Below are 26660 nucleotides of genomic sequence, written 5' to 3'. Positions count from 1 at the left end.
AAGCTCGGGTAAATGGAAGGGACAACTGAAGCTCAGTAAACGAGGCCGTCCACGGCTACGTCACTTTCTCTATTTAATTACGATGTGCATGGTCATGAGTAACCAAGAATTTAAAGCCTTACATCACTACAATGTTCAGGTGAAAAAGCTTAAAAAGATGAAGTCTATCATGAAGCTATGTGGTAAGCTAGCTCGACTCTTAGTAGGAATGGCTCGTAGTGATGTCGCATACAAACCCGATAAAATCTTTGCATTAGCAGCTTAACATAAACCTTGTATCACGCAAGTTGGCGTATTCGCAGGAGACAAAGAAAGCACGGAGTATCGGGATACGTTAAACAAAAGGGCTCCGACCCATTCCGTTAGAAAGACCGACCTCCACCCCTTAGATAGATGTGACGAAGGAATGAAAGGGCTATTGACCCGTCGAGACATGGGAGTGAAAATCGCTAAGGGCACCGTGGAGAATACGTGCAGTAATTGGAATGAACTGGGTGATTCAACTCCACCTCTATTCCCGCATGCCTTTTTAACGAAACACCCTAAATATATCTCGCTCCTTTTCATTCAGCATCGAAACCTAAAGGATGAAATCCTGCGAATAGACGAGCTTGCGTGAGGAAATTAAATCATACCGAGGGAGTTTAATAACCCCTTTATTACGTTGCTTTTCCCTTTAATGAATTGTTGGAGTTGGTTAATAAAATCATCAAGTTGATTCAACTCAGTAACTACGAATGAATGTGATCGCATTTTATCAGGTGCGCTGTCTTTATTATCAAGTATAAATTCAACCCCGATATGTCCTCGTTTATCTTGTACGTACCAACGCGTTTGTACATAATGAGTTGTATTCTCTTTATCCTCACCAGATGTCCAAATGTACTCATTGTCTGACAATGATGAAATTAATAATAATCCCTGTCTTAATTCATCTAACTCAGAATTATCCGTGTAAAATTTTATTTCTGAAATACAAAAGATTGAACGAACTTCAAGACTTATTTCAAAAAAGTTTTCGTCTTCCCAAATCTTTATAAGAGTGACCCCTGTATTTGACAACGAAAGTCAAGCCTCCTTTGTATAAAATACTATATTAAACAGAAATCTGCCCGATTGTTGAGCGAAGTATATTGGAACGATAACAAGCGGTGGATCGGTTCCATCGCTGAGCTTAAGTTCCTCGTTAGCGTAATGAACGCTGGTTCGTTGTTTGCTTTAACCAATACCTTATACCTTTACCAGCTAAAGGCTCGTCCTCGAATCTAGGAATTACATGCAGATGAGCGTGAAATATTTCCTGTCCTCCAACACTTCCACAATTCCACCCAAGATTATATCCTTGTGGAGCATATTCTTTATCTAATAACTCCTTGACCTGTTGTAATAGATCAAACGTTGCTTGCCATTCTTCAGGCGTTAATTCAAAAGCGGTATCTCTATGCATTTTTGGAACAATCAAACCAGAACCTATTAAGACTTCTTGGGGTTTTTGGACAAAGAAACAGTATTCATTACTTAGAACGATGCTCTGTTCACGGTCTTTTTCTGGAAAACAAAATGGACAACTCATCTTAAGCCCTCATTTCCATATCCTTATTCTCCTAAAATTCCCCTAAGCTTTTCAATTCTCCTGCCAGTTACTAAATAAGAACAGATGCCATCGCGGCGATCTGTTCCCTGGCTATTCAGCTATCGTTATCCGTTAGCTCAATACCAACATTCAGCAATATTTACTTCAGGTTGTTTGTATCCTGATAAGCCTTAATAAGGGGAACTATTGTCTCATATGCTTGGAGAACATCAAGCACAACCATATCGAACTCTTCTTGAAGCTCTAAGTTTTCCTTCCAAAAATCCATATTAACCTCTAGGACAGAACTCAATAGATCTCCCCTGTAGTAATCACCAGAGTTCAACGGGTTATCAACTAATCTTTTAATGGCTATAGGGACAAGGTATTTAAGGGATTTTTTCTGAGATATCATCCTGGTAAGATCATCATTTGTAAAATCCTTTAGAGGTTTTCTTCTTAATGCAAGACACTTTCTTATTAAACCAGTGGCTCCCTTTTCAGGATCTCCCCAGTCTTCCCCATCGATTTCCTCTAAAGACTTATTGAAATCCATCATATTTACCTCCACTCTCCTATCCTTTAGCTTAATAAACAAGGAGCAGTTGCCTGACAATAAGATAATAAATTGTGGAGCATCTATGTCCATCACAGTTGACCACTTTTGCTCCATTAAACTCCCGTTACTTTAACGAACAACGGCAACCGAACGTGTGCCGGCTGCCGTCATGTCGTGATTGAACTATCGTTCCCAGTTAGTTTAATCAAACAGTGAAAACTCATACTTTTTCGTTTATCTTTTCGATAAATACTTGGAAGTAAAATTCGTATTTTTCTGGAAGTCGCTGTTTTAGGTAATCCCAAAACCATCTTTCATCAAATTCATTGGGTCGGATAACAAGCAAGTCAGGTAAGTTGTGATATACATCAGCAATATTGTTTATTTCTTGCATATCAATTTTTGCCTGGATCCATGACGCAGGATTCCACCATGTAATACGATGAGTATAAGAAGCACTCCGAATATCTAATAGAACACAATAAAATAGATATACGTAAGCTCTTTCCTTTGAAATTTCCGACTTTAACAGCTCCCCTACGTATCCTTATAGCTTCCTAAGCTAACGTTCTCCGTCAGTTTAATCTTCAATTGCATCAAATTTGAAGTCGCCACTTTTAAAAACATATTCTGCATCGTTTGATTCAAATGTTTGGACAAGATGACCGAACCATTGCTTAAAACCCTCTGCTAATACTTTTCTTTCATCCGAGTCGTGCCACATGCTTATTATTTGACCATTTTTACCTCTGTTCGCTGGTGCTAAATCAAGACAATGATGATCACCACAACCGTTGTATGTTAATGGTATCCAAGCTGGTTGCCACCAAACATTTGCTATACCTCCTTGTGGTTCTACATCATAGTCTATGAATGATTCACTGTCATAAAGATCTTTCCAAACCTCCCATTCCTCCAGGATCCGTTTTGTAGATAGCAGCTCCCAGCCCGCAACAAGCCATTTTGACTTACCGGATTGTCCGTTGTGAATACTCAACGATTCTTTCAAGTCATCTGGTAATTTAAATCCCAGATTAGTCTCTAGAGCTAAAATCTCCGAATCACTTGCCCCAGGATTTAAGTCATCTAATATTTCAGGTGCATGATCTTTAAGCCAATTCTCTAGTCTTTCCCATAATAATTTCATTGTTCCTTCATCTCCTATTGATTTTCTCCCATTTTTCAATTCCCTCAAAGTTATCCATTAGCGTAGCAAACCTATGGAGACTATAAGTGCCCACTAAAGTTTTCTAATGTTAATTTCCATTGTCCATTTATGTTCTCAACTTTATGAATGCCTGTATTTGAAGCTGGAAACGATTTATTTTTATTTGTCCATTCCAATCCCTTTAGAATATGATAAACGACATTGATAACCCCGCCATGAGTAACAATAACTACATTCTCCAGATGCTCTTTTGCTGATTGCTCCTCACATAACCGTTTGAATGTTTCTTCTATGCGAGTATAAAATTCTAGCGGACTCTCTCCACCAGGATACCTCTCGTCTATACGCAAGCTTGAAAAATATAGCCCAGGGAATCGTTCATTGACGATTTCATTAGGCATTCCAGCAATTACACCATTATTCATTTCCCTCCATTGATTGCTACTTTCAACAGACAAATTCAAAAAAATAGCAATCTCATTCGCAGTATCTAATGCCCGTTGCAAGTCACTGCTCACTATACGATGTATCTGAAAAGTGCTTTGGTTATTCAGATGGCAACCTAGTTTTTGTGATTGCCTATATCCTTCAACATTAAGCCCTCTTTGACTCCATCCCCCACGATAGCCATCATCGTCCACACCATGTCTCACAAAATAAATAGCCACACATCTTCCCCCTTTGTAAAACAGCACTACTAGTTATAATAAATTCGAACCCTTAAATATTAACACATATTGGGAGTATACTGCCCGTTAGTTGAGCAAAAGGCTGCCGATCCTTTACTGTCGGCAGCCTTCTCCTGAGATGGTTATTGAGCTAAAGTTTCCAGTTAGCACAATGAACCAATCGTCTATAAAAATGCCATGTACACTCCTTTACCTGGTATTAACTTGAATCCAAGATTATTAAATAAATTTCTAGCAGGAGCATTTTCATCATCTGTTTCAAGCTGGAATCGGGACGCTTTGTTATCAATGGCTATATCTATGGCGTATTGCATTAGCTTTCTACCTACACCTTTATTCCTATGCTTCGGCGATGAATATACATAAGGAACAAGGGACTTATTTAAAGATACAATCTCTACACTCATTCACAAATACCCTCCACATTTCAAAGACATATCCATATAATACCATATAATATCGTAAATGGTTGGAATTAACCTGCCCTATAGCTTAATCTTCTCTACTGTTAATCGTAGAAAAACCTTATTGAAAATTTTGAAACCAATTTGTCATCCACCAACACCAACAGTTAGTTAGAAGAGATTTCTAACCGCCCATTGACTTTCCATCCTCCACGTAATAAAATATTTTTACGTAACATATTCATTGTACTGGAGGCATCCTCTCCATGCTAAACGATATTCAAGAAAGGTTTTACATCGAGTCACCCGAGCAAGCTACAGTACTGCTTAACCCCATCCGCGGGGAGATTATTGCACAGCTCCTCGAACCTGGCTCTGCAGCTGAAGTAGCTCGAACTCTTGGTGAGACTGCGCAGCGGATCAACTATCACTTGAAAGCTTTGGAAAAAGCGGGTCTAGTGCAGCGAGTCGGCACGCGTCAAGTACGCAATCTGGTCGAAGTCCTGTATAGATCCATTGCCAAAACTTTCGTGCTCGCTGACAGTTTGAGCATGAAGCCCGAGACCGTGCAGAAGCTGAAGGACCAAAGCTCGCTCGCACATCTTGTCACAACGTCAGAGCGAATAAGGCGTGATGCCATGCTGCTCATGGAGCAATCTGATGTTGGAGAAGAAATTCCCAGTGCTACGCTACAGCTCCAAGTTCATTTGTCCGATGAGCATCAGCGACAGGCATTCATTGAGGAGTATGCTGCCATGGTACAGCAGTTAGTGGAACGTTACGCTGCTGGCAAAGACGAGAATGAAGCCTATCAAGTGTTATTAGCCGTGTATCCGAAACCGAAAGAATGAGGAGGACGCCTACGATGAGTCAAGAACATGAGCAAGAGAAAGAATCAAAAAGAGAACAAAAGGACACAGTGCCAGGTGCAGCTATTATCACATGGGAGCGCCCTAAAGAGCGTGTAGCTCCAATCAAATCAGACGGCCAAGTGATCTCCATTGACAATTATCGTCGCCAAGGTTCATCTGAGTCAGAAGTTACCTTTAACGTTCGTGAATTCCCTTCTTCTCAGGGTGAGGAACCCGTCCGTCTTGTCATCATTTCGTCTGGTTTTGGTCAGAAACAGCCTGCTTACCGTCATACGTTACAAAGCAGAGCCGCGTCCTAAAAAGAAGGTACTCCTCAAAATAGAAAGGATGAATTCTATGAGCTTCATACCTATGGTTGTTGAACAATCCGCGCGCGGAGAGCGCTCTTACGATATTTATTCCCGTTTGCTTAAAGACAGAATTGTCTTCTTAGGAACAGAAGTGAATGATCAAGTAGCCAATGCAATTATTGCCCAACTCTTGTTTCTTTCCGCTGAAGATCCTGAGAAAGACATTTCTCTCTACATCAACTCCCCTGGCGGTTCAACATCAGCCGGATTGGCTATCTATGATACGATGAATTTCATTAAACCTGACGTTTCTACAATTTGCGTGGGGATGGCGGCTTCCATGGGCGCAGTTCTTCTGACAGCCGGTGCACCAGGCAAGCGTTTTGCTCTGCCAAACGCAGAAGTTATGATTCATCAACCTTGGGGCGGCGCTCAAGGGCAAGCCAGCGATATTCACATTCGCGCTCAGCATATTCTCAAAACACGCCACACACTTAACCGTATTCTCGCAGATACAACGAAACAGCCCATTGAGAAAATCGAGCTGGATACGGACCGCGATTACTACTTGGAGGCCGCGGATGCGAAAACGTATGGTCTGATTGATAAAGTGATTGAAAGGATTTAAGGTCAAGACCAAGACGCTTAGATTAAAACGGAACTGTGGTCCGCTATTTTCGTGATTTTAAGCGAAATGAGACCAACCTAAGGCAAATAAGACCCTACAGTTCTGCAGGACTACCGAAGTTAGCCAAAGTATCTCAAATAGCGCCCTATAGTTCCCTCCCTCTGCTCGCTCGCACTAAAGTAAGCGAATTGGGCTAAACAGTGATAGATCCTCAAAAAAAAGAAGCTGTCTCAAAAGTAGCAAACTCTACTTTCAAGACAGCTTCTTTATGCGATATGGCTACTATAAAACTAAACTCGGATAAGACCTTGCCTCGAAATCGTCAGCTTCTCCCAGCCGCTGTCCGTAATCAGATACGTATCCTCAACGCCAACTACTCCGCGCCCGGGAAACGTAAACTTCGGCTCGATGGCGATGACCATGCCAGGAGCCAGCGGATATTTAAAACCTTTGGCGAGAACAGGCAATTCGTCGATCTCGAGCCCGATACCGTGACCAAGGAACTTCACTTGGTCGGCGCCGTACCCCATGAAGTGGGCGCCCAGCCCCGCTTCCTGCACTTGATCCAGCGCGAGCAGATACAGATGCTCGGCAATCATGCCCGGCTGCAGCTTAGCCTCCGTGGCACGGAGCACCTGCTCCGCCACGTCGTAGGCATGTTGCAGCTCAGGGTCCAAATCGCCGATCACGAGCGTGCGCGTCTGATCGATCAAATATCCGTCGACCATGCAGCCAATGTCGACGAGAATCGGTTCGCCGCGCACAAGCAGCGCGCGGCCAGAGCTTTGCGGGCTGGACGGGTGGAGCCCTGTACCCCCGGCCGGCCCGTCAAAATAGGTGGGCACCGCTGCCGCCGCGCCTGTCGCGACCATTCCGGTGATTAACTCGGAATTGTACGCGCGCATGCGCATCAGCCCTTGGTGCCCGCGCAGCCGGAGCTGATGCTCGATGAGCGCCATCAGCTCAAACTCCGCCATCCCCTCACGAATGTGGGGGATGACCGCTTCCAGCGCCGCGTCGACGACGCGCGCCGCCTCCCGAATCGCCGCGACTTCGTCCGGCGATTTGATCATTCGCTGCTCGCGCACGAGCAGCGAGCCATCCTCCCAGGCCGCGCCGGGCAGCGCCGCCTGGAGCTTTCCAAACAGCTGGACGGGTAACACGTCCAGCTCCGTCGCGATCCACAGCGGTGCATCCGCCGCCGCGGCGCAGCGCGCACGAAGACGCTCAGCCAGCGTCTTCCAGGATCCCAGCGCTTCCACGTCCGCTGACGCTTCCTCCTCCGCGCGGATCAAACTGCGGCGAACGAGATAAAGCGCCTCGCCCTCCGCTGGAATAAACAAATACCCCGTCTGCATCGAGCCGCAGTAATAATATATATCCACATGATGGGTGACCAGGAAGCCGGACCATCCCCGTTTGATCATCTCACCCTGAAGCCACTGCTGCCTTAGCTGGAAAATCGTCATTCGTACCTCTCCTCACAACTCCAAGAATGTACACCTCATCTGTTATTATACATTCAAAATACCATTTCTGCAGAACACTTAATCCTCCAAGTAATCGGCTGCAAAACGGTATACGTTCGCGGGAATTTCAAACGAATGAACATAATTACCCCTGGTCGGTTCAGCGTAACCGAGTAACCGTACGCGGAATTCGTATAGGTATAAGGAAATACCTCCCCTTCATTAACGATCTTAAATAACTCCACCACCACCTCATCCTGCAAAAAAGTGCCAGGCAGCGGAGTATTTGCCGTATCCAGTCTTAAGTTTGCCTGCAAATATTGTAAGGCCACAGATTTGGCTCTGCTCTCATCAATCGCATGAATGCCCTCAGCCAGCTTCACCTGATCATTTTGCTGAGCAGCCGCATGAACCGCACGGTTCAGCGCATGCTTCCCCTGAAAAAGCGTGTGCATGGCCAGCTCTTCATCCGTTTGCAGCGCATACATCGACATAAATACGACACTCATCAGCGCCATGAATAGCAGCTTATACACAACATCCCCTCAACCTTCAAGGCACATACTCACTCATCTTCATGCCGCTAGCCCCCATGCGATCTGTTTCGGCAGGGATCGTTATCCCCACTAATTGATCAATAACAAAAAGCCGATGATAGGGGTACGTCAGCTTCAAACCTAAGCCGGCTCCCCGCCAAACAGGTGATCTTACATCCGTCCCTCCCGTTCCCGTTGTGGTTTCAATCGTATACACGAGTTCTCCTGACGTGAAACCCCTGGCCTCCATACGATTCCTGGACTCTTGAATCATCGACTGATCGATGTACCCATGCCTGCCGTTAGCGCCAATCTCAAGTAAATAATCAACCTCTTTTTGCAAAACAGCCTGGCGAACGATAATGACATGCTTATACACAGGAGCGAACATGAACCAACAGAGCATAGTCACAAGTAAAACGAACACTAATAGCTGCTTCATGGATCAATCCGCTCTATGGTTCCATTAATTCTGGCACCTCCGTTGTTCACCTGCATCCGTGTTCCCGTATTTCCTCCAACCACATTGTTATAGATAACAATTACAACCATAATCAACATCACTGTCATCAAAATTGACCTCACAGCCTGCCCTCTGCATCAAGGCCGTAATGACGTAATATCCGAATTAGCCTGCGTGCCATGCGTCGAAATGTTCCGCCTTAATCCTGTCGAACCATCATTAACAATCGATGTAAAAAGGAAAGCAACTACAATCAACATCATAACGGTAACTAAAATATTTCTCATAACACGCCACTCCTTTAGTTAATTGCATGAAATAAACGCTGACCCTCAGCAACCCACGGGTACATAAATACCCGAAACGTATTCAAAATCGGCAGTCCGGCAAGCACAAACAACACGTAAGAGACTGCCTCTTTTTTACTTTCCCGCACTAACTCCATCTTCTCTTTATAGTCCTGAATCCTTTGCTTGAGCAGATCATAATAGCTCGCATGTTCATTCAATCTGAGCACATTCAATGTCTCCCCGAAGCTGTGTGCTTCGTCCGTTCCCAGCCTTATTTTGAACTGGGCAATTGCGGCTTCAGAACCTTGATACCACTCATTGAGCAGCAGCCCGAACTGCGTCCGAATTGAACGAGTTTGAGAAGCACATAAAGATAACTTTGCATGTAAACTCATATGTGAATCATTGTAATAAAGCAGATGATGACTAATGACGTAAATTTCCCGGACAATGCGATGCGCCCTCTTTTCCTTCAACTGAGCCAGCACTTTTTTATCGAAAAACAAAAATAGCGACAGGCAGGCCGTCCCGGTTAATACATAGATAGGCTCAATAAACAAAGTCAGCAATGGATACTGTAAGCCGGCGTAACCTAAAACCCCAATTAGAAAGGCAGTCAGCAGCAGAATTCTCCTGCCTCCTTCGTAGAGTCCTGCATTCATCCGGATGCCACACCCTATAAGAAGCTGACGCTTCTCTTCTATAGTCTTTGCCTTAAGCCCTAAGCATTTGAACAACCAGTCAGGAAGTTTCTTCTCCCGAAGCACGCTCATAACCTGCGATGTCCTCCACCTATTTGCCCGGACAGGCACAAGCAGAATACCGTGATAAACAGCCGTCATGAAAAGCACGAAAAGAAGCAAATTGGATGCAATTTGAATCATTCATTAGACCCTCACATTCTTCGCATTGAAAGATAAATCCCCATGATAAAAGAAACGAATATCAGCAAAAGCGCATCCAAAATCATATTTCGTCCGCCAGGGTCCAAAACATAGTATAAATAGGCATTGTCAGCGTTTACTTTGAAATTAATGAACAAAAATAAGGCTAGAAATAAAATCGGCGTAAAATTGGCAATCCGAATCTCCAAAAGACGATTTCGTTCCATTTGATCGAATCGCTGCGCTTTTCGCATGTCGATAATTAGCTCTTTGAAACTATCGCCAACAAAACTTCCTTCCGTCAAAGCGACACGCAGAATCCCAACGAAATACTCAGCCCATGCATGGCCCAAAGTAAGCGAAAAAATGCGCAGGCTCTCCTCCTTATCTCTTTGAGTCATTAGATTCCTATAAAGCTGCTCGAACACAGGCTTAATCGGATACAAAATACGGTTTTCCTCTAAACAATATTTCAGTGCCATTTTCATATTCTTATGAGGATCTACCATGTAATACTGGTAAAATACTTCTACAGCCGGGAGAAACTCCAGTCGGGTTTGCAGCCTCACACTAACCAATTTAAGTCGAAGCAGCACATAGGGCAGTGACACGCAGATGCAAGTTAAAATCAGAACACCTTTTACCGACTGAAAATACAAGATTCCCGCTATCACGCCGACTAAAAATAAGACAAAAGTTACCACCAACACCGTTTGCAGACTCATGCCTAATTCGACGGATTCCATCATCTCCTTTACATGCTTAATCAATCGACTTCTATTGCCCAAATATTCACTGAAACGATTGCCGAACGAAGACGTTTTGACATAATGCAGCCTAAATCTGGCTTTGCGCTGTCGGATTAATACGTGTAAACCGGATCGCACAGCCAGATATACGACGATAAACAGCAATGTCAGAAAGGCATATGTAGCGAAAATCATGCATCACTCGCCTTCTTTCTCAATAAAACCGAGCTTCATCAACAAAGCATAGCCCTCGTGGTCAGCCTTACTGATTTTCCGCGATGCAGGTTGCGACAATTTCCCGGGAAATTTCCAATCCTCTGTCGACTTGTCATAAACTGCGAGTTCCGTCACGCAAACCTCCTCATTTTCGTACCGATATTCGACGATCCGCACAATCTTCCTTTTCCCGTGGACAACGGCCATCTCCATCCCGATTTGTGTCACAAACGCTGTAATCCGTTTCGTCAAACGCAGAGGATCCATTCCCCTGCCATCCAACATGCACATGTCCGTAATCGCATCAGGAACATCCTCAAGTTCACCTACGTGAACGGAAGTGATGCTGCCTTCGTGGCCTCGCGTACAAGCTCTGACGTAAAGGTTCGCATCCTCGTCTCGAATTTCAGCATGACAAATCCGCTTCGGCGATTGACGCAATGCCAGCTTAAAAGCCTGCAAGCCGGAATGTCTCGGGTCTTCTTCGTCAATTTCGTATTCGACGATATTTTTGTACGGAAAATCACGCTTCAAATTTAGTTCAAACCGTGATTCGATCGTAATAATCCTTTCGTTATGATCCATTTCAGCAATGATTGCTTTAATAAGATTGGTTTTACCGGAATTCGTGGGGCCAATAACGATCAGGTTAAAATAAGAACGGATCAAACACCGAATTAACTGCTCCATTCGATGATTCATTGTGGCAAGCTCCGCAGAAGCCAAAGTCGCCAAGTCAAACCTCTTTACCGTATAAAAACGGATCGTCAAAGTGGGCTCCGCCGTAAAACCGAAGCCGGTCATCGTCACTCGCGATCCATCCCGCAGCACGACCTCGGCCCAGCGCTTTCTAGGATTCAGCGTATCATTGTTAAACAGCACTAAATTTTGTTGAATTCTTGCTAATTCACGTACAGAAGGCAGCGCATAAGCGGATGGAATTGCATTCCCGCCACGCACCTCAAAAATCTGCCTCCCCACAACTTGGATCTCCTCAAGTCCCTCCTTATGTTTCAACACCAATTCCAGTACATTCATGCCAATAATTTCTGCAAAAATCGCCTCCGGCAAAGTCGTGTATCCGCTCGTTCGGGGTGGCCTACCGGTAAGCCTTCTTTTTGAAACGAGATCATGAATAACGGCAAGCAGTTTTCCTCGATCCTCCTCATAACCAAGAATGGCGCGATTCAGCGTCTCATTGTAGAGCTGTTTCTCGGCCTCCGTTCTGCCTTTCATCGTTACAAGCTCACTGCGTATATCCTGTACCCACTGATCAAAAATGACATCCTCCTGTGAGGACTGTCCACCCATTCCACCCGTTCCCTCTCCTAAATCGTTGCAGCTATCTCTATGTTCTGATTCTAATCCAACCATTTTCTCTGTGCTTCCGTTGCCTGCCTGATAGGTTCCCGGCTCAAAACCTGCTCCTACGACCTTTTCCTTCAATTTTCGTTCGTGCATATAAGTAATAATAGAAAATCTTTCCTCGTTCACTCCTTTCACCTCGCTTCCATGTCATTAACTTGCTGTTTTTCTCCCCGTCATCAGCTTCTGCAGCCATGTAATTTGCCGTACATTCTCTTTCCTCGGCAGCTTATAAAAGTCGGCCAATTTGGACGCAACAGCTTTAACCTCCTCATACATCGAATGACTTGGGGTCAGCATGTCGAACAGTTTACCTTGATTACAGCGAGAAAGTGCATCGCCATGCTTAGCAATCTGTCCAATCAAATGTAGCTGCGTTTCCTTGCGAATATCTTTAATCGTAAACTCACTATGCTTCGAATGACGTTCTGTCTGAACGGCCATTAACTCAAAACCATCTGGCTGCAAACCAAAAACCGAGCCAACCTGCCTAATCCACCGTGAAAAATCTTCTTGAAAATGAGCAATGTCCGCTGTCGTAACGACTACTTTGCTGTCAGCTTCCAATAACCCACAAACAGTTGCCGCATTGTCCCAATAAGCATTGACTTCTATGACGCAAATATCAAAAGCCCTCCGGGCTACACGCAGCAAATGTACGATTTCCGATGGCGAAAAGAACTCTGCTTGCTCGCGCAGCATATTACCGTAGAGGATATGCAGCCCGTGGGCTTCCTTCGGTTTATCGCAAACGAGCAGCAGCCTATCCGGTGTCAAACTTTGAGCTTTTAGCTCCGCACGCAAGCCATCCAGCGTAAAGCCGTTTTCGTCTCTCCCTAAATAGCGGTGGAGTTTAGAGCTTTTTAGATTTAAGCATACATATCCCACTTTCTGCGAAGTCTCCGCCGCCAGCGAATAAGCCACACCAAAAGAAGCCAGGGTCGTCCCGATATTTGGCGTGGATCCGATAAATGTAACTAACTTACCTACTGGCTGTTGGTATCTTAAATCTCCCCCGAACCCGTCGACCCAAGCCCGAATGTCATCCGCAATAACTGCGGTACTGCGTCCCGGCTGAATGTAGTCCAACCTCATGAGTTTGCACATTTTCACATACTTCTCATTGATCGTTACATCATGATAGTTGGAAAGCAAAACAATGATTTTCAGTTCAGGTTTTGCTAGCTGCAGCCCTTCAAGGAACTCCTCCAAGCCGCCGAAATCCAGTTCTCGATCGGAAATAATCACATGTGAAAATGTTAACTGCGCTAAATGGCTGATCAAATCCGCAGCTGTTGATGAAATGATCCAGTTCAATGGTTTTCTATAAACGACATGAATAATTTCGTCTATTAATCTTTGATCTGTTGAAAGTAAACCGATATTCATACCTCATCCCTCCTTCTCTCTCATTCTCCGGTCAAAATCGAAGAGGAACTGAAAGCAATAACCAATTTTGCTTTCTTCGAGCTGCATAAACGATCAATCTCCAGCCATTCATTTTCGGTTAAATTCAAGTTGATTTGGTCAATAGCCCCGTTAGCTTCCAAGCGGGAAGCATACATTTTCTCCTTATCACCTTCCACCTTGGATAACAAATTTGGATTTTTGGGATTGTCCACTTCCACATTCGCCGAGGATTTTACAGAAGCAACCGTAATTTCTTTCTCATCAAAAAGCCTTCGCGAGCTGCCGTCCTCCGTTCCTGAGACATACACACGAACACGATCTCCCGCACGAATACCGTTAGACACCGACAATAAATATTCTTTAGGCATTTGGAACGTTGCCTGCCTCTCATTCGGAAGCATATGATAGCGGTTCACCTTCCATTTCAAAATAGGTTCCTTCGTGCCTAGCGGTATCAATGTTTCCTGCCCAATGATCTCGTCCAAACTAGTCAGCATACCTGATGTATAACTTCCCTTTTGAACAGGTCGGAGCTCCACCATGTCCTCACGGATCAAGACTCCTGCACGAATAAAATCTTTTGGCACAACGACCGGTACCGTCTGCTGCATCTCCACCTGATTAACTTGCAGCACGTATAGCCCATACACGAGCATAGCCGCCGTAACAGCAGCCACCACAGCAATAAGCAGGCTTCTCCTGCGATTCAAATTCTCACCTCCATTGATATAAAAAAACAAAAAAACGCAGCTCTCGGACATTCATCCGAAATCTGCGTTCTTCGCACATTAAAAATAGCATAGAATCTTCCATATTTCAACATAAAAATGAAATCTATCTTACAAGAATGAAATTTATTCCACTTCCGCTAGCGTTGGAAGCGCAGGAATCGCACCGCGACGCGTAGTCGTGATAGCGCCCACGCGGTTGGCAAAGCCAAAAACGCGCTCGGCGACGCCGGCTTCAGCGAGCGCGTCAACGATGTTCGCAGGCGTCACGCCCAGCGACGCCAGCTGAAAGAGCATGCCGCCGACGAAGCTGTCGCCGGCGCCAGTTGTATCCACGGCTGCCACCCGGGTGCCGGGGATGACAACATCCTGCCGCGCGCTCACGACGCGGCAGCCCTCAGGGCCTAAAGTGATGATAATCACTTTAGGCCCGCGCTGCAGCAACTGCTGCGCCCCAGTGGTCGCGTCCACGCCGAGGAGGAATTCGATCTCCTCCTCGCTGACTTTGACCACATCCGCAAGCGGAAGCTGCGCAAGGATCTCGGCCCGAGCCGCGTCCGCGCTCGGCCACAACGCTAGGCGCACATTGGGGTCGTACGACACCAGTGCGCCAAGATCTTTCGCACGGCGCGCTGCGTCCAGCGTCGCGGTGCGGCAAGGCTCGGCAATCAAGGATACCGAGCCGAAATGATAGACCGCTGCGTCTTCCAGCCACTGCGACTGGACTTCGTCTGCGCGCAGGAGCATGTCCGCCGCCGGGTCGCGGAAAAACAAGAAATCGCGCTCACCGTCCGCGCGCAGCGAAACAAAAGCCAGACCGGTCTTCGCCTCATCGGTCTGGACAACGGCCGTCTGCACGCCGACTTCGTCAAGCGTGCGCACGAGGAAATCGCCGAAGGGGTCCCGGCCGATTTTGCCGATAAACCTTGCGTCGCCGCCGAGTTTGGCGACCGCCGCCGCCACATTGGCGGGTGCTCCGCCCGCCGCCCGCTGGAAGCTTGTGACGTCCGCCAAAGCTTGTCCATTTACTTCAGGGACGAAGTCAATTAAAAGCTCACCCAAACACACAATATACCTTTTACCCATAAGTCCTTACTCCCCTTTACTTTGATAGCCTAATGCGTTCATCACATAAGTGGTTGTTTGCTGAATAATCGTTCCCGTCTCGGGTCGCGGCTCCGAAAAAAGCGGCTCAAAGAAGTCTCGTTGCTTATAGAAAAAGATCGAACCTAATACAAACATTAGCGTACTGTCCAAGGAATCGAAGCGATAACAGCCTTCGCGCCTCCCCTTTTCCAACAAGTATCTAACCCTTTCCCATGCTGGAAAAACGAGAGATCGTATCTTCTCAATACGCGGGGATGCCATTATAATTTCCATTTGAATCAGACTAATCATTTGAGGGTCTTTACTCCGGATCAAAATAATTTCTTTGATAATCGCTTTAATTCCTTCTACAGGATCTTCAATGTCAAACAGGCCGGAAAGTTTATGTGAGGGAAAAAACTGATGGAAAATTTCATGGAAAACGCTCTCTTTTCCACCAAAATAATAGGAAACCAGAGCCACATTGGCCCCGGCTTCCTCACAAATTTGTCGAACGCTTGTAGCATCATAACCATGCTCGGCGAATAATTTTTTTGCTGCGAGTACAATTTTTATCTTCATGTCTGAATCTTGGTGTGCCATTCTTTAGCGCCCTCCTTATATAGAAGTTAAGCGATTTGTGAAAGCTGTCTCGCAGCAGGTGCTGCTTTTACTTTTTTCATAAATACAACAACACAATCAATAGCTAATGCGATAACGGCAATCAGGAGCAAAGAACTTACTTCTTTTGTTACACCAGGACCGCCGAACAAAATATTCATCAGACCGTTAACCGCATACGTGGCCGGGAAAAAATTGCTCAAAGAATGATAAAAGTTCGACAAAAGCTCCCTTGGCACGATGGCCCCGGAAGACACCAATTGCAAGGATAACATCGCGATGTTAAATAGCATACCTGCGTTCCCAAACAATGTCAAAAACATTTGTGCAACACACGCAAACGTAAGCAAGAATAAGGATTCAAACAGCCATAATGCCATAAATCCTTTCTCTACATGTCCTCCCAAAGCAACAACCATCGTCGCGCTGATAAGCCCAACAACTACTGCAGCAATGACGGTCAGCGTGAAACGTGCGGCTAATTTGCCCTTTTTACTTACCGATGCACCGAGAATCTTCGTGGAAACGCTGAAGTTCATCCCCATAATCATTGTTCCTACAATAGAAGCAAGCACAAGCATCATAGGCAGCATTTGATTCGGCATGTCTTTAACTTTATTTGTACTCTGAATATCCGAGGTTACCTTATTCGCCAACCCTTGTGCAATTTGCCCCGCCTGCTCAGCCGGTAGTTTCGGAGCCATTTGAGTAAGCACGGCAGATGCTCCTGCAGCTACTGCTTCCCCGTTCACAGTTGCCGTTACATTGCCTGCTACCGCCTGCATCACGGGTTTCATCATAGAGGGATTGGACTCATTGATTGTATACGAAATCGGAGCCGTTTGCCCCGGCGTTTGCAGCTTTTTTGTAAAATCGGATGAGATGTGTATAACCATTTGCACTTGACGGTTATTAAGCATTTCTTGCGCTTTGTCATTTGAGTCTATTTGCTCAGTTTGAAAAGGCAGATTCGCCTTCAAATTGCTTGCCACTGTGCTTCCCATGCCCTGATCTTCATTGACGATGGCGATCTTCAAATTTTTCGTATTATCAGATACGCCCGCATAACCCGTCATCCAGATCAAGCTGAATAACAGTTGAAACATAATGGCTGTTATGATTCCTACTTTCGTCGTACCTTGCTTAAAAAATGCGCCTAATGCTTGTTTCAAAATTACCACTCCTATTTAAATTTAAACGATCATTTTAATTAAACGTTTGTTTAAATTATAGGGAGGAGTGCTTTGTCTGTCAATGAGGTTCTTTTTTATATTTATTATCTTCCTCGAATCCCACATTAACTCCATAATCAAAGTCTCCAGTGATCCCAGAAAACGACTAACTCCCCTTTAGTTGTGTTTCACGTGCTGAAGCATCTGCACAAAAATTTGCTCAATATGTTCATCATCCAAGGAGTAATATACGGTCTTTCCAACTTTACGGCGTTTAACAATTCTAAGATTTCGTAGATATCTTAGCTGATGTGATACCGCGGACTGGCCCATTCCTAAAATTTGTACAATATCCTGAACACATAACTCTTTATTCAATAAGGTATGAATGATTTTCAATCTGGTGGGATCCCCGAGTGCCTTGAATACTTCAGCTAACCCATTAACAGTGTGATCGTTTATTAATTGATCTTTTAAGACATCAATATTTGAAGTTCCGTTACAAGTGTCATCACATTGATCTTGTACGGTTTTAGGCAATATATCTTCCATAAACATTCTCACTTTCTGATGATAAAACTTACGATTTACACTCATTATAACAGAAATCTCTGCTTATTACCGCTGTATAGCCGTGAAACATGCAGTCTTATGTATATTGAGAAATTGGAAATACTATTGACCATTATCTCTTCATATTATTGCCATTTAAAACTTTTTCAAATATAATATCGCATGAATAATTGATCATGTGTTGTAGGAGGGGTTTAGATGTATAATCACAGTCACTCACATGATGAACAGGGACATAACCATCCTGATCATGAACACAGCCATCATGACCACAATCATGGGCATGGATTTGGGCATAGTCATGCACCAAATAACAAAAAGGGATTAGCTATTGCCCTCATTCTTACAAGTGGTATCATGTTCGTGGAGTTTTTCGGAGGGCTACTTACCAATAGTTTGGCTCTTCTTTCTGATTCAGGACATATGTTAAGTGATGCCGTGTCCTTGGCATTAAGCTTAGTTGCTATGTGGTTCGCAAACCGACCAGCTTCTCCGCGAAAATCGTTCGGTTATTACAGGTTTGAAATTTTGGCCGCGCTGTTCAATGGATTGGCCTTATTCATCATAGCTGTTTTTATTATTAAGGAAGCCATAGCACGGTTCTTTGATCCACCTACCGTTTCCAGTGGGTCTATGATATTAATTGCCTTAGTTGGACTCTTAGCGAATTTGTTGAGCGTTTGGGCTTTGATGAGACAAAGTGATGTGAAGGACAACATCAATGTTCGAAGTGCTTATTTACATGTAATTGGAGATGCTTTAGGATCAGTTGGCGCTATTCTTGCAGGATTACTAATGCTTTTCTTCGATTGGTACATCGCCGATCCTTTTATCAGTGTAATCGTCTCTATACTTATCCTTAAAAGCGCATGGGGGGTTATTCGCACTGCCATACACATACTAATGGAGGGTACACCTGTAACCATTGATACCGATCTAGTTAAAAAGACTCTAGAAAGCATTGACGGAGTTATTAACGTTCACGATATGCATGTATGGACAATTACTTCAGGTCTTGACTCTCTGAGTTGTCATATTTTAATTGTTGATTCAAAAGACAGTCAGATTATTTTACAGTCAGCCATTCATGAAATAGAAAAGAAATTTAAAATACAGCATACAACTTTTCAAATTGAAACTGCAAATATCCAACATGCTGAATGCAAAATATAAAATTATAGAAAATGAGTCGTTGTTTATTTATAAACAGCGACTCTTTTTCTTACGTATATTCTCAGGACTGTTTTGTTCTTATAAAGTTCATTTTCTCGTTATTAAAGTTGTAAAACTTTGTTCAAATCGTATTCACACATTATGTGAAAATAATCACATACTATAGAGTACACTAAGTCCATAACGAAATAAAATTTACCAGAGGGTGATACAACTTGGGCCAATTTCGAAAACATGAAAAGCAATTAATGTACCTCATGTTCAGTGTTGCTATTGTCATGTTGGTTTCATTTATTCGCAAGCTTTTTTAACCTTGATAAACGAAAAGGAGATGATTTTACATGCCTACCTACGATTCCGTGTTTTATAGCCGCTTACTAACAGAGACCACATTGGCGTTTCACATCATTTTCGCTACAATTGGCGTTGGTGTTCCAGTCATGATCATGTTGGCTGAGCTCGCTGGCATTAAACGCAAAGACCCCTACTACACATTATTAGCACGAAGATGGGCCAGGGGTTTCGTTATCACCGTTGCTATTGGCGTGGTTACCGGTACAGCAATCGGTCTTCAACTCAGTTTATTGTGGCCTACATTTATGCAAATTGCCGGACAGGCCATTGCGCTTCCACTATTCCTAGAAACCTTTGCTTTTTTCATTGAAGCTATATTCCTAGGTATTTACTTATATACATGGGAACGATTAAAACCCATGCATCATCTCCTTCTACTCGTGCCTGTTGTCATTGGCTCCTCCGCTTCAGCTTTTTTTATAACTACTGTAAATGCATTTATGAATACGCCTCAAGGATTCTCACTGAAAGACGGCTTAATTACTAATGTACAACCGATATTAGCTATGTTTAACCCTTCTATGCCAACCAAAGTAGCGCATGTGCTCTCCTCTGCTTACATGACAAGCGCATTTATCTTGGCAGCTATTGCAGCATACTCTCTTCTTAAGAAAAAAGGAGACATCTTATATGCTAAAAAGGCATTAAAATTGACTGTCACTGCCGGCCTTGTATTTGCTGTTTCTACAGCACTTATTGGTGATTTATCCGCGAAATTCCTAGCTCAAAATCAGCCTGAAAAACTTGCTGCAGCAGAGTGGCATTTCGAAACCACTGCCAATGCGCCGCTCATACTGGGTGGTATTTTAACTGATGGTAATGAAATTAAATATGCTTTAAAAATTCCATACGCACTTAGCATTTTAGCAGGAGGTACTCCAAAATCTGAAGTAAAAGGGCTTAATGAGATTCCCCCTGATCTTCGTCCTCCTCTATATGTTCATTACTTTTTCGATGCTATGGTTGGTATAGGTATGCTCGTGATTGTTGTTGCTATTGTTCATTTGTGGTACTCAAGAAAAAGATCCGTTAAACCTTATCCTAAATGGCTGTTAGCGATTATAGTTGTTTGCGGGCCCCTTTCCATGCTTGGTATTCAATGTGGATGGTTTTACGCTGAAGTTGGTCGTCAACCATGGATTTTACGTGGGTATTTAAAGGTTGCAGATGCTGCAACTACATCTCAAGACGTGGATATGATGCTAGTACTTTTTTGTTTACTTTATATCGTACTAGCACTAACCGCTGTCAAAGTGTTATCCAAACTCTTTGGAAAAAGTGATGTCTCAGACGAATTAATGGCTCTTGGCATTTTCGGGGGGAGGACAAAGAAATGAGTCTTGAAGTTATAGGAATAACGGTTTTATGGATTTTTTTATACGGATATTTAATCGTGGCATCCATTGACTTCGGTGCAGGTTTCTTCAGTTACTATTCTGTAATTACAATGAAACAGCATATCATTCATAAAATTATTGAGCGCTATCTTTCTCCTGTTTGGGAAGTAACGAATGTGTTTTTGGTTTTTTTCTACATCGGAATGGTTGGATTCTTCCCGGAAACAGCACGTTATTATGGTACCGCGCTTCTCGTTCCAGGCAGTATAGCAATCATATTACTTGCTATTCGAGGAGCATACTATGCCTTTAGCAATTACGGTTCGAAGGATAACAAATGGTATATGCTCATCTATGGAGCAACTGGCTTGCTCATTCCTGCAACTCTCTCTACGGTACTTACCATTTCAGAAGGTGGAATCATTATTGAGCAAAATGGGTTGATTCTGCTTAACTGGCAAAGCCTGCTTGGCAGCCCCTATACTTGGTCAGTCATTTTACTGTCGTTGGTCAGTGTGCTTTACATTTCTTCCATGTTTCTTTCGTATTATGCATACAGAGCAGAAGACAAGCCCGCATTTAAAATCTTACGTGGGTACGCCCTTTTTTGGAGTGGGCCAACGATCCTTGCAAGTTTTCTTGTTTTTTTCACGATCAATCAACAAAACCCGGAACATTTTAGCAACATGCTTTCCCATGGCTGGATGTTTGGAACATCATTCCTATGCTTCTTGATTGCAGTCTTTCTCCTTTGGAGCCAAAGGAATTTGGGTACATCATTCGTGTTTGTGTTACTTCAATTTGCTTTTGCCTTTTTTGGTTATGGCAAAGCCCATTTACCGTATATTTTATTTCCCTACATCTCCATCCATGAAAACTTCACAAATCAAACGATGGGGACTGCACTGGTTATCGCCTTTATCGCAGGAATCGTAATTCTAGTCCCATCACTCTTTTTACTAATGCGTTTATTCCTATTCGATGCTGATTATGTACAGGGCAAATTAATAAAGAAAGGAAGTTAAACTCATGGAAAACTTTCTAATTCAATACGCTGCGCCGGTTATTGTGCTGTTTTCGCTCGTATTTTTGCTTTTTTGGGTTACGAGAAGTAGTGATGTAATCGAATGAAATTGTCATTAAAAACTGTAGGTTAACTATAAAAATGGAACAGCGGTGGACCAAAACTGAAAAATAAAGTTCTAGACCACCGCTGTTTTTATTGAACTAACGTTCTAATGTTAGCTTAATTCAGCATTTGATGTTTCTGGCAAACTCTCCATCGTTATCTTGAACGCAGTGCTCCTAAAATAATGTGTTTATGTTGGTCAAAATTTGCTAGCTGAAAATCACCGAAATTATGTATCTAACGCTCATATGAACTAACATCCATCAGATGGTTTATGTCATTACGGGTGCCAGCCCCGCCGCCACAACTACCAATACGTCTTGAACCATCGCTTCCGCTGTGCGATTCTGGGGATCTCGACTCCACTGAACGGCAGACCCAAATATGCCCCAACTAGTGACGAGGGATGTTGCTTGTACAATCTCTAGCGAGACCTTGGATTCTGCCTCTTCACTCAACCATTCGAATAGGAGTCGATAAAGTTCTTTTTGCATCGCGATTTCAAACAGCGGTTCAAATTGACGGTCCTCTGAAGCCATGTACTGCCGAGTACGGGCAAGAAAATCAAAAACGGCTAGAAGGAGGGTTCGCAAACTACTCATATTCGATATTGAAGAATCCGGCAAAGCTTCTTTCAATTTCTTCTGAAATTTTTCCCTCATCCAACACTCAAGAAACGCAAATTTATCTTCGAAGTGCGCATAAAATGTGGCTCGATTCACAGTCGCCCGACCAGCAATGTCTTGAACTGAGATGGAGTAGATATTCTTCTTTTCTATTAGCAGTTCCATAAAGGACTGCATCAATAACTGACGCGTGCGCTTCACGCGAGGATCGTTTGCGTTTATCGGCATGTTTCCCTTCACTCCTCAATTTACTAAGACAACAAAAACGCGCAGCTGTTGTTTATACCACGGTAACTACCATTTGCTGATTGTACAGATCGCTCAAACCGTTTATCATTCATTTCACAGTGTAATATACACGAAATTGATGTGTAAACAACAGTGTTGCATTTCAATGTTGGTCACTCAGATCAACCATGTTAGGTGGGCAAAACGCGAGAAAGGATGATTTCTATGATAGCAATAGTAATAAAAAGATTTGGAGAACCCAATGTCAATGGCTCTCTCTCTTGGGGGTGGATTTCATGATCGTCGTTACCACTCCCACAGGCCAGATCGGCCAACTGATCCTCGACAACATCTTTGACAGTACAGAAGCAATCCGTGTGATCGTCCGCGATCCATCCCGCCTGTCCCCGCGTGTGCGTGAACGCGTCGAGGTCGTGCAGGGGTCGCATGACGATATCGCTGTCGTCACCAAGGCGTTCGAAGGCGCTGACTGCGTGCTATGGTTGGTTCCCCCTAACTCACGTGCCGAGAACCCCATGAGTTACTACCTGAATTTCACACGGCCGGCGTGCGAGGCGATCAAGAGCCAAGGCGTTAAGCGCATGATTGGCATCTCGAGCCTGGGGCACGATTTCGGCATCCCCGCCGGACTGCTGTCTCCTGCGTTCGCTATGGACGATCTTATCGAAACCACGAGAGTAAACTACCGAGCACTTCGCATGCCGTTCTTCATGGAGAACTTGCTCCACCAGGTCAATGCGATTAAGAATCAGGGCATGTTCTTTATGGCTAACTCCGGAGATCACAAGCTCGCAACCTGTGCCACCCGCGATATCGCTAATGTAGCTGCCAAATTGCTGCTGGATACCTCCTGGACCGGTCAGGATAGCGTCTCGGTAGTCGGTCCCGATGATCTTTCCCCCAACGACATGGCGAGGATCATTTCACAGGTGTTAGAGCTGCCGGTCCGTTATCAGCAAATCCCTAGCGCGGATTATAAGGCGACAATGATGCAGTACGGGATGACTGAGGCATGGGCGCAGGGCCTGATCGACATGGCCGCAGCCCAGGATCAGGGCATTTACAATAAAGAGTCGCATGCTGCGCAGCGCACTCCCACCAGCTTTATCAAATGGTGCGAGGAAGTGTTAAAGCCAGCCTTTCTAGCCTGAGTCCTCCTCATTATTATGACACAATCCTCCGATAGTTTAATTCCCAGTCAGTCTACAACTTTATTTTCACCGAACTGTTGAGACGGCAAAACATTGCTTGCCCCATTACTTCTATTAAACTTATTCATGGACTTATTAGTACTTCTTGGATATGGCCAAAATTGGAAGGCTCATCTTATTAATGATATGGGAATATTACTTTTTGTGAATACATGTTCTTTATTTATGTGTCACAATAAACTAAGGAGTGTGATGCCGCATGGCAAACCCAAATCATCGCCACAAGACGGGTGAAAAGGTAACTGAAGCTGGGCATTATATTGATGGTGATGGGGGACACGTTGTTCTCCAAGCAGGTGATACTTTCCCTAATTGTCCTAAGACAGGAAAAGCAACTACCTGGAAGCATGAAGCATAAATAGCTAAACTTTATGTGGAAACGCTGGCTTACGAGCTAGGCGTTTCTTTTTCTAAATAAAAAATTGTTCAAAGCAATGAACTGCCTCGAACAATTTTCTTATTGGTATGCTTTTCAGTACTTCAAGGTTAATCAGATTTTTTTCGAAGTAGTCTCATTCCATTAGCGATTACAATGAGTGAGCTCCCCGTATCCGCTAATACAGCCATCCAAAGAGTTGAAGTTCCCATAAAGATCATGACAAGAAAAACAACTTTTACTAACAAGGAGAAAACGATGTTCTGCTTTATAATTATCAATGCTCTCCGACTTAAACTTATTGCATAAGGTAGCTTGGATAGATCATCTGCCATTAAAGCTACGTCTGCCGTTTCTAAGGCCGTATCTGTACCTGCTGCCCCCATAGCGATACCTACAGTAGCTGTAGCTAAGGCAGGAGCGTCGTTCACTCCGTCACCAATCATAGCAACATGACCATAGTCCGCCATTAACTTTTTCATAGAAGAAACCTTATCTTGTGGAAGCAGCTCAGCATAATACTCGATTTCCCCAAGCTTAGCGGCTACAGCTTGAGCTGTTCCTCGATTGTCTCCAGTCAACATGATTGTCTTCTTAATCCCAATACTTTTCAACTGTTCGAGTGTAGACTTACTATTTGGCCGAACTTCATCCGCTACAGCAAAAATTGCAATTGCGTGCTCACTTGTACCCATGACCATAACTGTTTGCCCTTGTTGCTCTAAGTGTTGAACTCTTGCCTTGATCTCTTCAAGTGACACATTCAAATCGTGAACAAACCATTTTGGACTGCCGATAAAATATTCCTCGCCTAGAATTGTAGCCTTGACACCTTGACCAGTAACAGAACTAAACGATGAAGTTTCCTTCATCCGAATACCCTTTTGTTCTGCGAGCCGAACAATTGCCTCTGCAACAGGGTGCTCCGATGAAGACTCAATTCCTGCTGCAATGGATAAAACCTCTTCCTCTTTTCGTCCATTCAAAGGGATTATTACAGTTACTTGCGGCATCCCTGTGGTTAATGTCCCTGTTTTATCAAAGGCAACAACCGAAACTGCCCCTAATCTTTCTAGATGTGCTCCGCCTTTAATAAGAATGCCATTTCTTGCCGCGTTTCCTATTGCAGACACTATTGAAACCGGCGTTGAAATCACCAATGCACACGGGCAAGATACAACCAACATCATGAGTGAGCGATAAATCCACGTTTGAAAGGGCTGACCAAAGAATACAGGAGGAATAATGGCTATCCCCACAGCAATAATTAACACGGCAGGCGTATAATATTTAGAAAAAACATCAACAAAACGTTGAGAAGGAGCTTTTTGAGCTTGGGCATCTTCAACCATACTAATAATACGAGATAAGGTATTATCTTTAGACAGTTTCGTTACCTCAACTTCTAGTGAACCCTGTTGGTTAATTGTCCCTGCAAATACTTCATCGCCTCTTGCTTTCTCCACAGGAATTGATTCCCCAGTGATTGGGGCTTGGTTTATCGTTGAATTACCTTTGATAATGACGCCGTCCATCGCTATTTTCTCACCAGGTTTGATGATAACGGTATCACCAATTTGAATATCTTCAATGGCAATCATGGACTCGCGGCCATCTCTACGAACTAAGGCTTCTTTTGGAGAGAGATCCATCAGCCCACGGATTGATTTCCTAGTCCGATCCATTGTGTAAGCTTCTAATGTTTCACCCAATGAGAATAAAAATACAACCGCTGCACCCTCCTCCCATTGCCCGATAAGTGCAGCTCCAACAGCTGCGACAGTCATGAGTAGATCCATCCCAATTGTACGGGACTTCAAACCATAAAATCCTGTCCTGGCAATCCGAAATCCACCAACAACAATAGCCGCGGCATATAAGACCGTTGAGAAGACCTGATTCACGAGATCACCAAATGTTAGAACCCATGCTAATGCAAATAATAACCCAGATAAAAATGTAGGAAGAACTTTATTATTCCGCCTCCAGAAGCTTGCTTCGGCAGTTGTTCGAGTTATACTCCCCGTATCTATTGTGGCCGTATACCCAGCCTGCTTTACCGTTTGTAGTATGCTTTGATCGGCCGTTCCATTATGCTCAACAGTCATCTTAGCAGCCCCATAGTTAACTGTTACCTGATTCACAGCTGAAAGCGAGCCGACTCTCTTCTCAAGTTTTTGCGCGCAGTCTGCACAATCCATCCCATCTATTCGAAAGACGGAAACTTGATTCTCAGATGATTGTTGTTGAATACCATATCCTAAATTATTAATTTGTTTCTTAATAAACTCAAAATTAACCATTGGTTCTGTATAAGCAAGACTCATCTTAGCTGTAGCAAAGTTAACAGAAACCTGATTTACTCCATCTAAACGAGATACGGACTTCTCCAGCTTCACTGCACAATCCGCACAATGCATACCTTCAAGTGTAATTGTTCGATTCACCGTATCACCTAAT

At 43.9% G+C, this 26660-nt stretch carries 33 protein-coding genes; 10 read left to right on the top strand and 23 right to left on the bottom strand.

The window, feature by feature from the left end:
• Positions 1-265, top strand: a 265-nt coding sequence (locus RQP52_RS33465; RefSeq protein ID WP_315955850.1) for a transposase, incomplete at its 5' end; no start/stop codon positions are given.
• Positions 266-624: 359 nt separating this feature from the next.
• Here RQP52_RS33465 and RQP52_RS33460 read toward each other — a convergent pair.
• The 7 genes from RQP52_RS33460 to RQP52_RS33430 form a co-directional block, all read right to left on the bottom strand.
• Entirely contained in the window at positions 625-1062 is a 438-nt protein-coding gene (locus RQP52_RS33460; RefSeq protein ID WP_315955849.1) for a hypothetical protein, read from the bottom strand.
• Positions 1063-1186: 124 nt separating this feature from the next.
• Positions 1187-1573, bottom strand: coding sequence for an HIT family protein (locus tag RQP52_RS33455; protein WP_315955848.1), 387 nt, complete (start codon positions 1571-1573; stop codon positions 1187-1189).
• A gap of 160 nt (positions 1574-1733) precedes the next feature.
• Positions 1734-2129: a contact-dependent growth inhibition system immunity protein gene (locus RQP52_RS33450; RefSeq protein WP_315955847.1), complete on the bottom strand. Its 396-nt coding sequence runs from the start codon at positions 2127-2129 to the stop codon at positions 1734-1736.
• Positions 2130-2352: 223 nt separating this feature from the next.
• Positions 2353-2526, bottom strand: coding sequence for a hypothetical protein (locus RQP52_RS33445; protein WP_315955846.1), 174 nt, complete (start codon positions 2524-2526; stop codon positions 2353-2355).
• Between the two features lie 186 nt (positions 2527-2712).
• Positions 2713-3279 carry an SMI1/KNR4 family protein gene (locus RQP52_RS33440; protein WP_315955845.1) on the bottom strand — a complete coding sequence of 189 codons (567 nt, stop codon included), beginning with the start codon at positions 3277-3279 and terminating at the stop codon, positions 2713-2715.
• An 80-nt stretch (positions 3280-3359) separates the two neighbouring features.
• A complete protein-coding gene (locus tag RQP52_RS33435) occupies positions 3360-3968 on the bottom strand; it encodes a histidine phosphatase family protein (protein ID WP_315955844.1) in 609 nt (202 codons plus the stop codon).
• Between the two features lie 185 nt (positions 3969-4153).
• Positions 4154-4396 (bottom strand): GNAT family N-acetyltransferase, encoded by a 243-nt coding sequence (locus RQP52_RS33430; protein ID WP_315955843.1) that lies wholly within the window; start codon positions 4394-4396, stop codon positions 4154-4156.
• A gap of 263 nt (positions 4397-4659) precedes the next feature.
• Between RQP52_RS33430 and RQP52_RS33425 the strand changes: the two genes are divergently transcribed.
• Genes RQP52_RS33425 through clpP form a run of 3 tightly spaced genes read left to right on the top strand, consistent with a single transcriptional unit; the run spans position 4660 to position 6183 of the window.
• The gene (locus RQP52_RS33425; protein WP_315955842.1) at positions 4660-5244 is read left to right on the top strand and encodes an ArsR/SmtB family transcription factor; all 585 of its coding nucleotides are present in this window, start codon (positions 4660-4662) and stop codon (positions 5242-5244) included.
• 14 nt (positions 5245-5258) lie between these two features.
• Complete coding sequence (locus RQP52_RS33420; RefSeq protein WP_315955841.1) at positions 5259-5564, top strand: hypothetical protein; 306 nt, start codon at positions 5259-5261, stop codon at positions 5562-5564.
• 37 nt (positions 5565-5601) lie between these two features.
• On the top strand, positions 5602-6183 hold the full coding sequence (clpP, locus tag RQP52_RS33415) for an ATP-dependent Clp endopeptidase proteolytic subunit ClpP (protein ID WP_315955840.1): 582 nt from the start codon (positions 5602-5604) through the stop codon (positions 6181-6183).
• A 290-nt stretch (positions 6184-6473) separates the two neighbouring features.
• Here the strand turns inward: clpP and RQP52_RS33410 are convergent, their stop codons facing one another.
• From RQP52_RS33410 to RQP52_RS33345, 14 genes are all read right to left on the bottom strand, one after another.
• Positions 6474-7652 carry a M24 family metallopeptidase gene (locus RQP52_RS33410; RefSeq protein WP_315955839.1) on the bottom strand — a complete coding sequence of 393 codons (1179 nt, stop codon included), beginning with the start codon at positions 7650-7652 and terminating at the stop codon, positions 6474-6476.
• Positions 7653-7705: 53 nt separating this feature from the next.
• Positions 7706-8188 (bottom strand): hypothetical protein, encoded by a 483-nt coding sequence (locus RQP52_RS33405; RefSeq protein ID WP_315955838.1) that lies wholly within the window; start codon positions 8186-8188, stop codon positions 7706-7708.
• 16 nt (positions 8189-8204) lie between these two features.
• Complete coding sequence (locus RQP52_RS33400) at positions 8205-8630, bottom strand: hypothetical protein (protein WP_315955837.1); 426 nt, start codon at positions 8628-8630, stop codon at positions 8205-8207.
• Positions 8627-8758, bottom strand: a complete 132-nt coding sequence (locus RQP52_RS33395) for a hypothetical protein (protein WP_258567494.1) — start codon at positions 8756-8758, stop codon at positions 8627-8629. Before RQP52_RS33395 ends, RQP52_RS33400 begins: the two co-directional genes overlap by 4 nt.
• Before the next feature lie 30 nt (positions 8759-8788).
• On the bottom strand, positions 8789-8938 hold the full coding sequence (locus RQP52_RS33390; protein ID WP_315955836.1) for a hypothetical protein: 150 nt from the start codon (positions 8936-8938) through the stop codon (positions 8789-8791).
• A gap of 14 nt (positions 8939-8952) precedes the next feature.
• Positions 8953-9825 (bottom strand): hypothetical protein, encoded by an 873-nt coding sequence (locus tag RQP52_RS33385; RefSeq protein WP_315955835.1) that lies wholly within the window; start codon positions 9823-9825, stop codon positions 8953-8955.
• An 11-nt stretch (positions 9826-9836) separates the two neighbouring features.
• On the bottom strand, positions 9837-10769 hold the full coding sequence (locus RQP52_RS33380) for a hypothetical protein (protein WP_315955834.1): 933 nt from the start codon (positions 10767-10769) through the stop codon (positions 9837-9839).
• Between the two features lie 3 nt (positions 10770-10772).
• Positions 10773-12251: an ATPase, T2SS/T4P/T4SS family gene (locus RQP52_RS33375; RefSeq protein WP_315955833.1), complete on the bottom strand. Its 1479-nt coding sequence runs from the start codon at positions 12249-12251 to the stop codon at positions 10773-10775.
• 57 nt (positions 12252-12308) lie between these two features.
• Positions 12309-13544 (bottom strand): AAA family ATPase, encoded by a 1236-nt coding sequence (locus RQP52_RS33370; protein ID WP_315955832.1) that lies wholly within the window; start codon positions 13542-13544, stop codon positions 12309-12311.
• A 20-nt stretch (positions 13545-13564) separates the two neighbouring features.
• A complete protein-coding gene (locus tag RQP52_RS33365; protein WP_315955831.1) occupies positions 13565-14275 on the bottom strand; it encodes an SAF domain-containing protein in 711 nt (236 codons plus the stop codon).
• 144 nt (positions 14276-14419) lie between these two features.
• Positions 14420-15379: a PfkB family carbohydrate kinase gene (locus RQP52_RS33360; protein WP_315955830.1), complete on the bottom strand. Its 960-nt coding sequence runs from the start codon at positions 15377-15379 to the stop codon at positions 14420-14422.
• A gap of 6 nt (positions 15380-15385) precedes the next feature.
• Positions 15386-15982, bottom strand: a complete 597-nt coding sequence (locus RQP52_RS33355; protein WP_315955829.1) for a TetR family transcriptional regulator — start codon at positions 15980-15982, stop codon at positions 15386-15388.
• 26 nt (positions 15983-16008) lie between these two features.
• Positions 16009-17172: a YhgE/Pip domain-containing protein gene (locus tag RQP52_RS33350; protein ID WP_315955828.1), complete on the bottom strand. Its 1164-nt coding sequence runs from the start codon at positions 17170-17172 to the stop codon at positions 16009-16011.
• 177 nt (positions 17173-17349) lie between these two features.
• Positions 17350-17724 (bottom strand): ArsR/SmtB family transcription factor, encoded by a 375-nt coding sequence (locus tag RQP52_RS33345; protein WP_326062634.1) that lies wholly within the window; start codon positions 17722-17724, stop codon positions 17350-17352.
• A 219-nt stretch (positions 17725-17943) separates the two neighbouring features.
• Here RQP52_RS33345 and RQP52_RS33340 point away from each other — a divergent pair, with 219 nt between their 5' ends.
• The 4 genes from RQP52_RS33340 (at position 17944) to cydS (ending at position 21740) form a co-directional block, all read left to right on the top strand.
• Positions 17944-18918 carry a cation diffusion facilitator family transporter gene (locus RQP52_RS33340; RefSeq protein ID WP_315955827.1) on the top strand — a complete coding sequence of 325 codons (975 nt, stop codon included), beginning with the start codon at positions 17944-17946 and terminating at the stop codon, positions 18916-18918.
• Between the two features lie 341 nt (positions 18919-19259).
• Positions 19260-20609, top strand: a complete 1350-nt coding sequence (locus RQP52_RS33335) for a cytochrome ubiquinol oxidase subunit I (protein WP_315955826.1) — start codon at positions 19260-19262, stop codon at positions 20607-20609.
• Positions 20606-21634, top strand: a complete 1029-nt coding sequence (locus tag RQP52_RS33330; protein WP_315955825.1) for a cytochrome d ubiquinol oxidase subunit II — start codon at positions 20606-20608, stop codon at positions 21632-21634. Before RQP52_RS33335 ends, RQP52_RS33330 begins: the two co-directional genes overlap by 4 nt.
• A 4-nt stretch (positions 21635-21638) precedes the next feature.
• The gene (cydS, locus tag RQP52_RS36570) at positions 21639-21740 is read left to right on the top strand and encodes a cytochrome bd oxidase small subunit CydS (RefSeq protein WP_379173050.1); all 102 of its coding nucleotides are present in this window, start codon (positions 21639-21641) and stop codon (positions 21738-21740) included.
• A 270-nt stretch (positions 21741-22010) separates the two neighbouring features.
• On the opposite strand, the gene RQP52_RS33325 is transcribed toward cydS, so the two are convergent.
• Positions 22011-22592 carry a TetR/AcrR family transcriptional regulator gene (locus tag RQP52_RS33325; protein WP_315955824.1) on the bottom strand — a complete coding sequence of 194 codons (582 nt, stop codon included), beginning with the start codon at positions 22590-22592 and terminating at the stop codon, positions 22011-22013.
• 296 nt (positions 22593-22888) lie between these two features.
• On the opposite strand from RQP52_RS33325, the gene RQP52_RS33320 reads away from it, so the two are divergent.
• Positions 22889-23764, top strand: a complete 876-nt coding sequence (locus RQP52_RS33320; RefSeq protein WP_315955823.1) for an NmrA family NAD(P)-binding protein — start codon at positions 22889-22891, stop codon at positions 23762-23764.
• 259 nt (positions 23765-24023) lie between these two features.
• Positions 24024-24182 carry a YjzC family protein gene (locus tag RQP52_RS33315; RefSeq protein WP_127457982.1) on the top strand — a complete coding sequence of 53 codons (159 nt, stop codon included), beginning with the start codon at positions 24024-24026 and terminating at the stop codon, positions 24180-24182.
• A gap of 128 nt (positions 24183-24310) precedes the next feature.
• Here RQP52_RS33315 and RQP52_RS33310 read toward each other — a convergent pair whose 3' ends face one another.
• Positions 24311-26647, bottom strand: a complete 2337-nt coding sequence (locus tag RQP52_RS33310; protein WP_315955822.1) for a heavy metal translocating P-type ATPase — start codon at positions 26645-26647, stop codon at positions 24311-24313.
• Positions 26648-26660 lie beyond the last annotated feature (13 nt).

Origin of the sequence: Paenibacillus violae (assembly GCF_032461945.1) — a bacterium.
Classification (GTDB): Bacteria; Bacillota; Bacilli; order Paenibacillales; family NBRC-103111; genus Paenibacillus_E; species Paenibacillus_E violae.
Note: the sequence above shows the minus strand (reverse complement) of the source record. Positions and strands in the feature narration are given on the sequence as shown.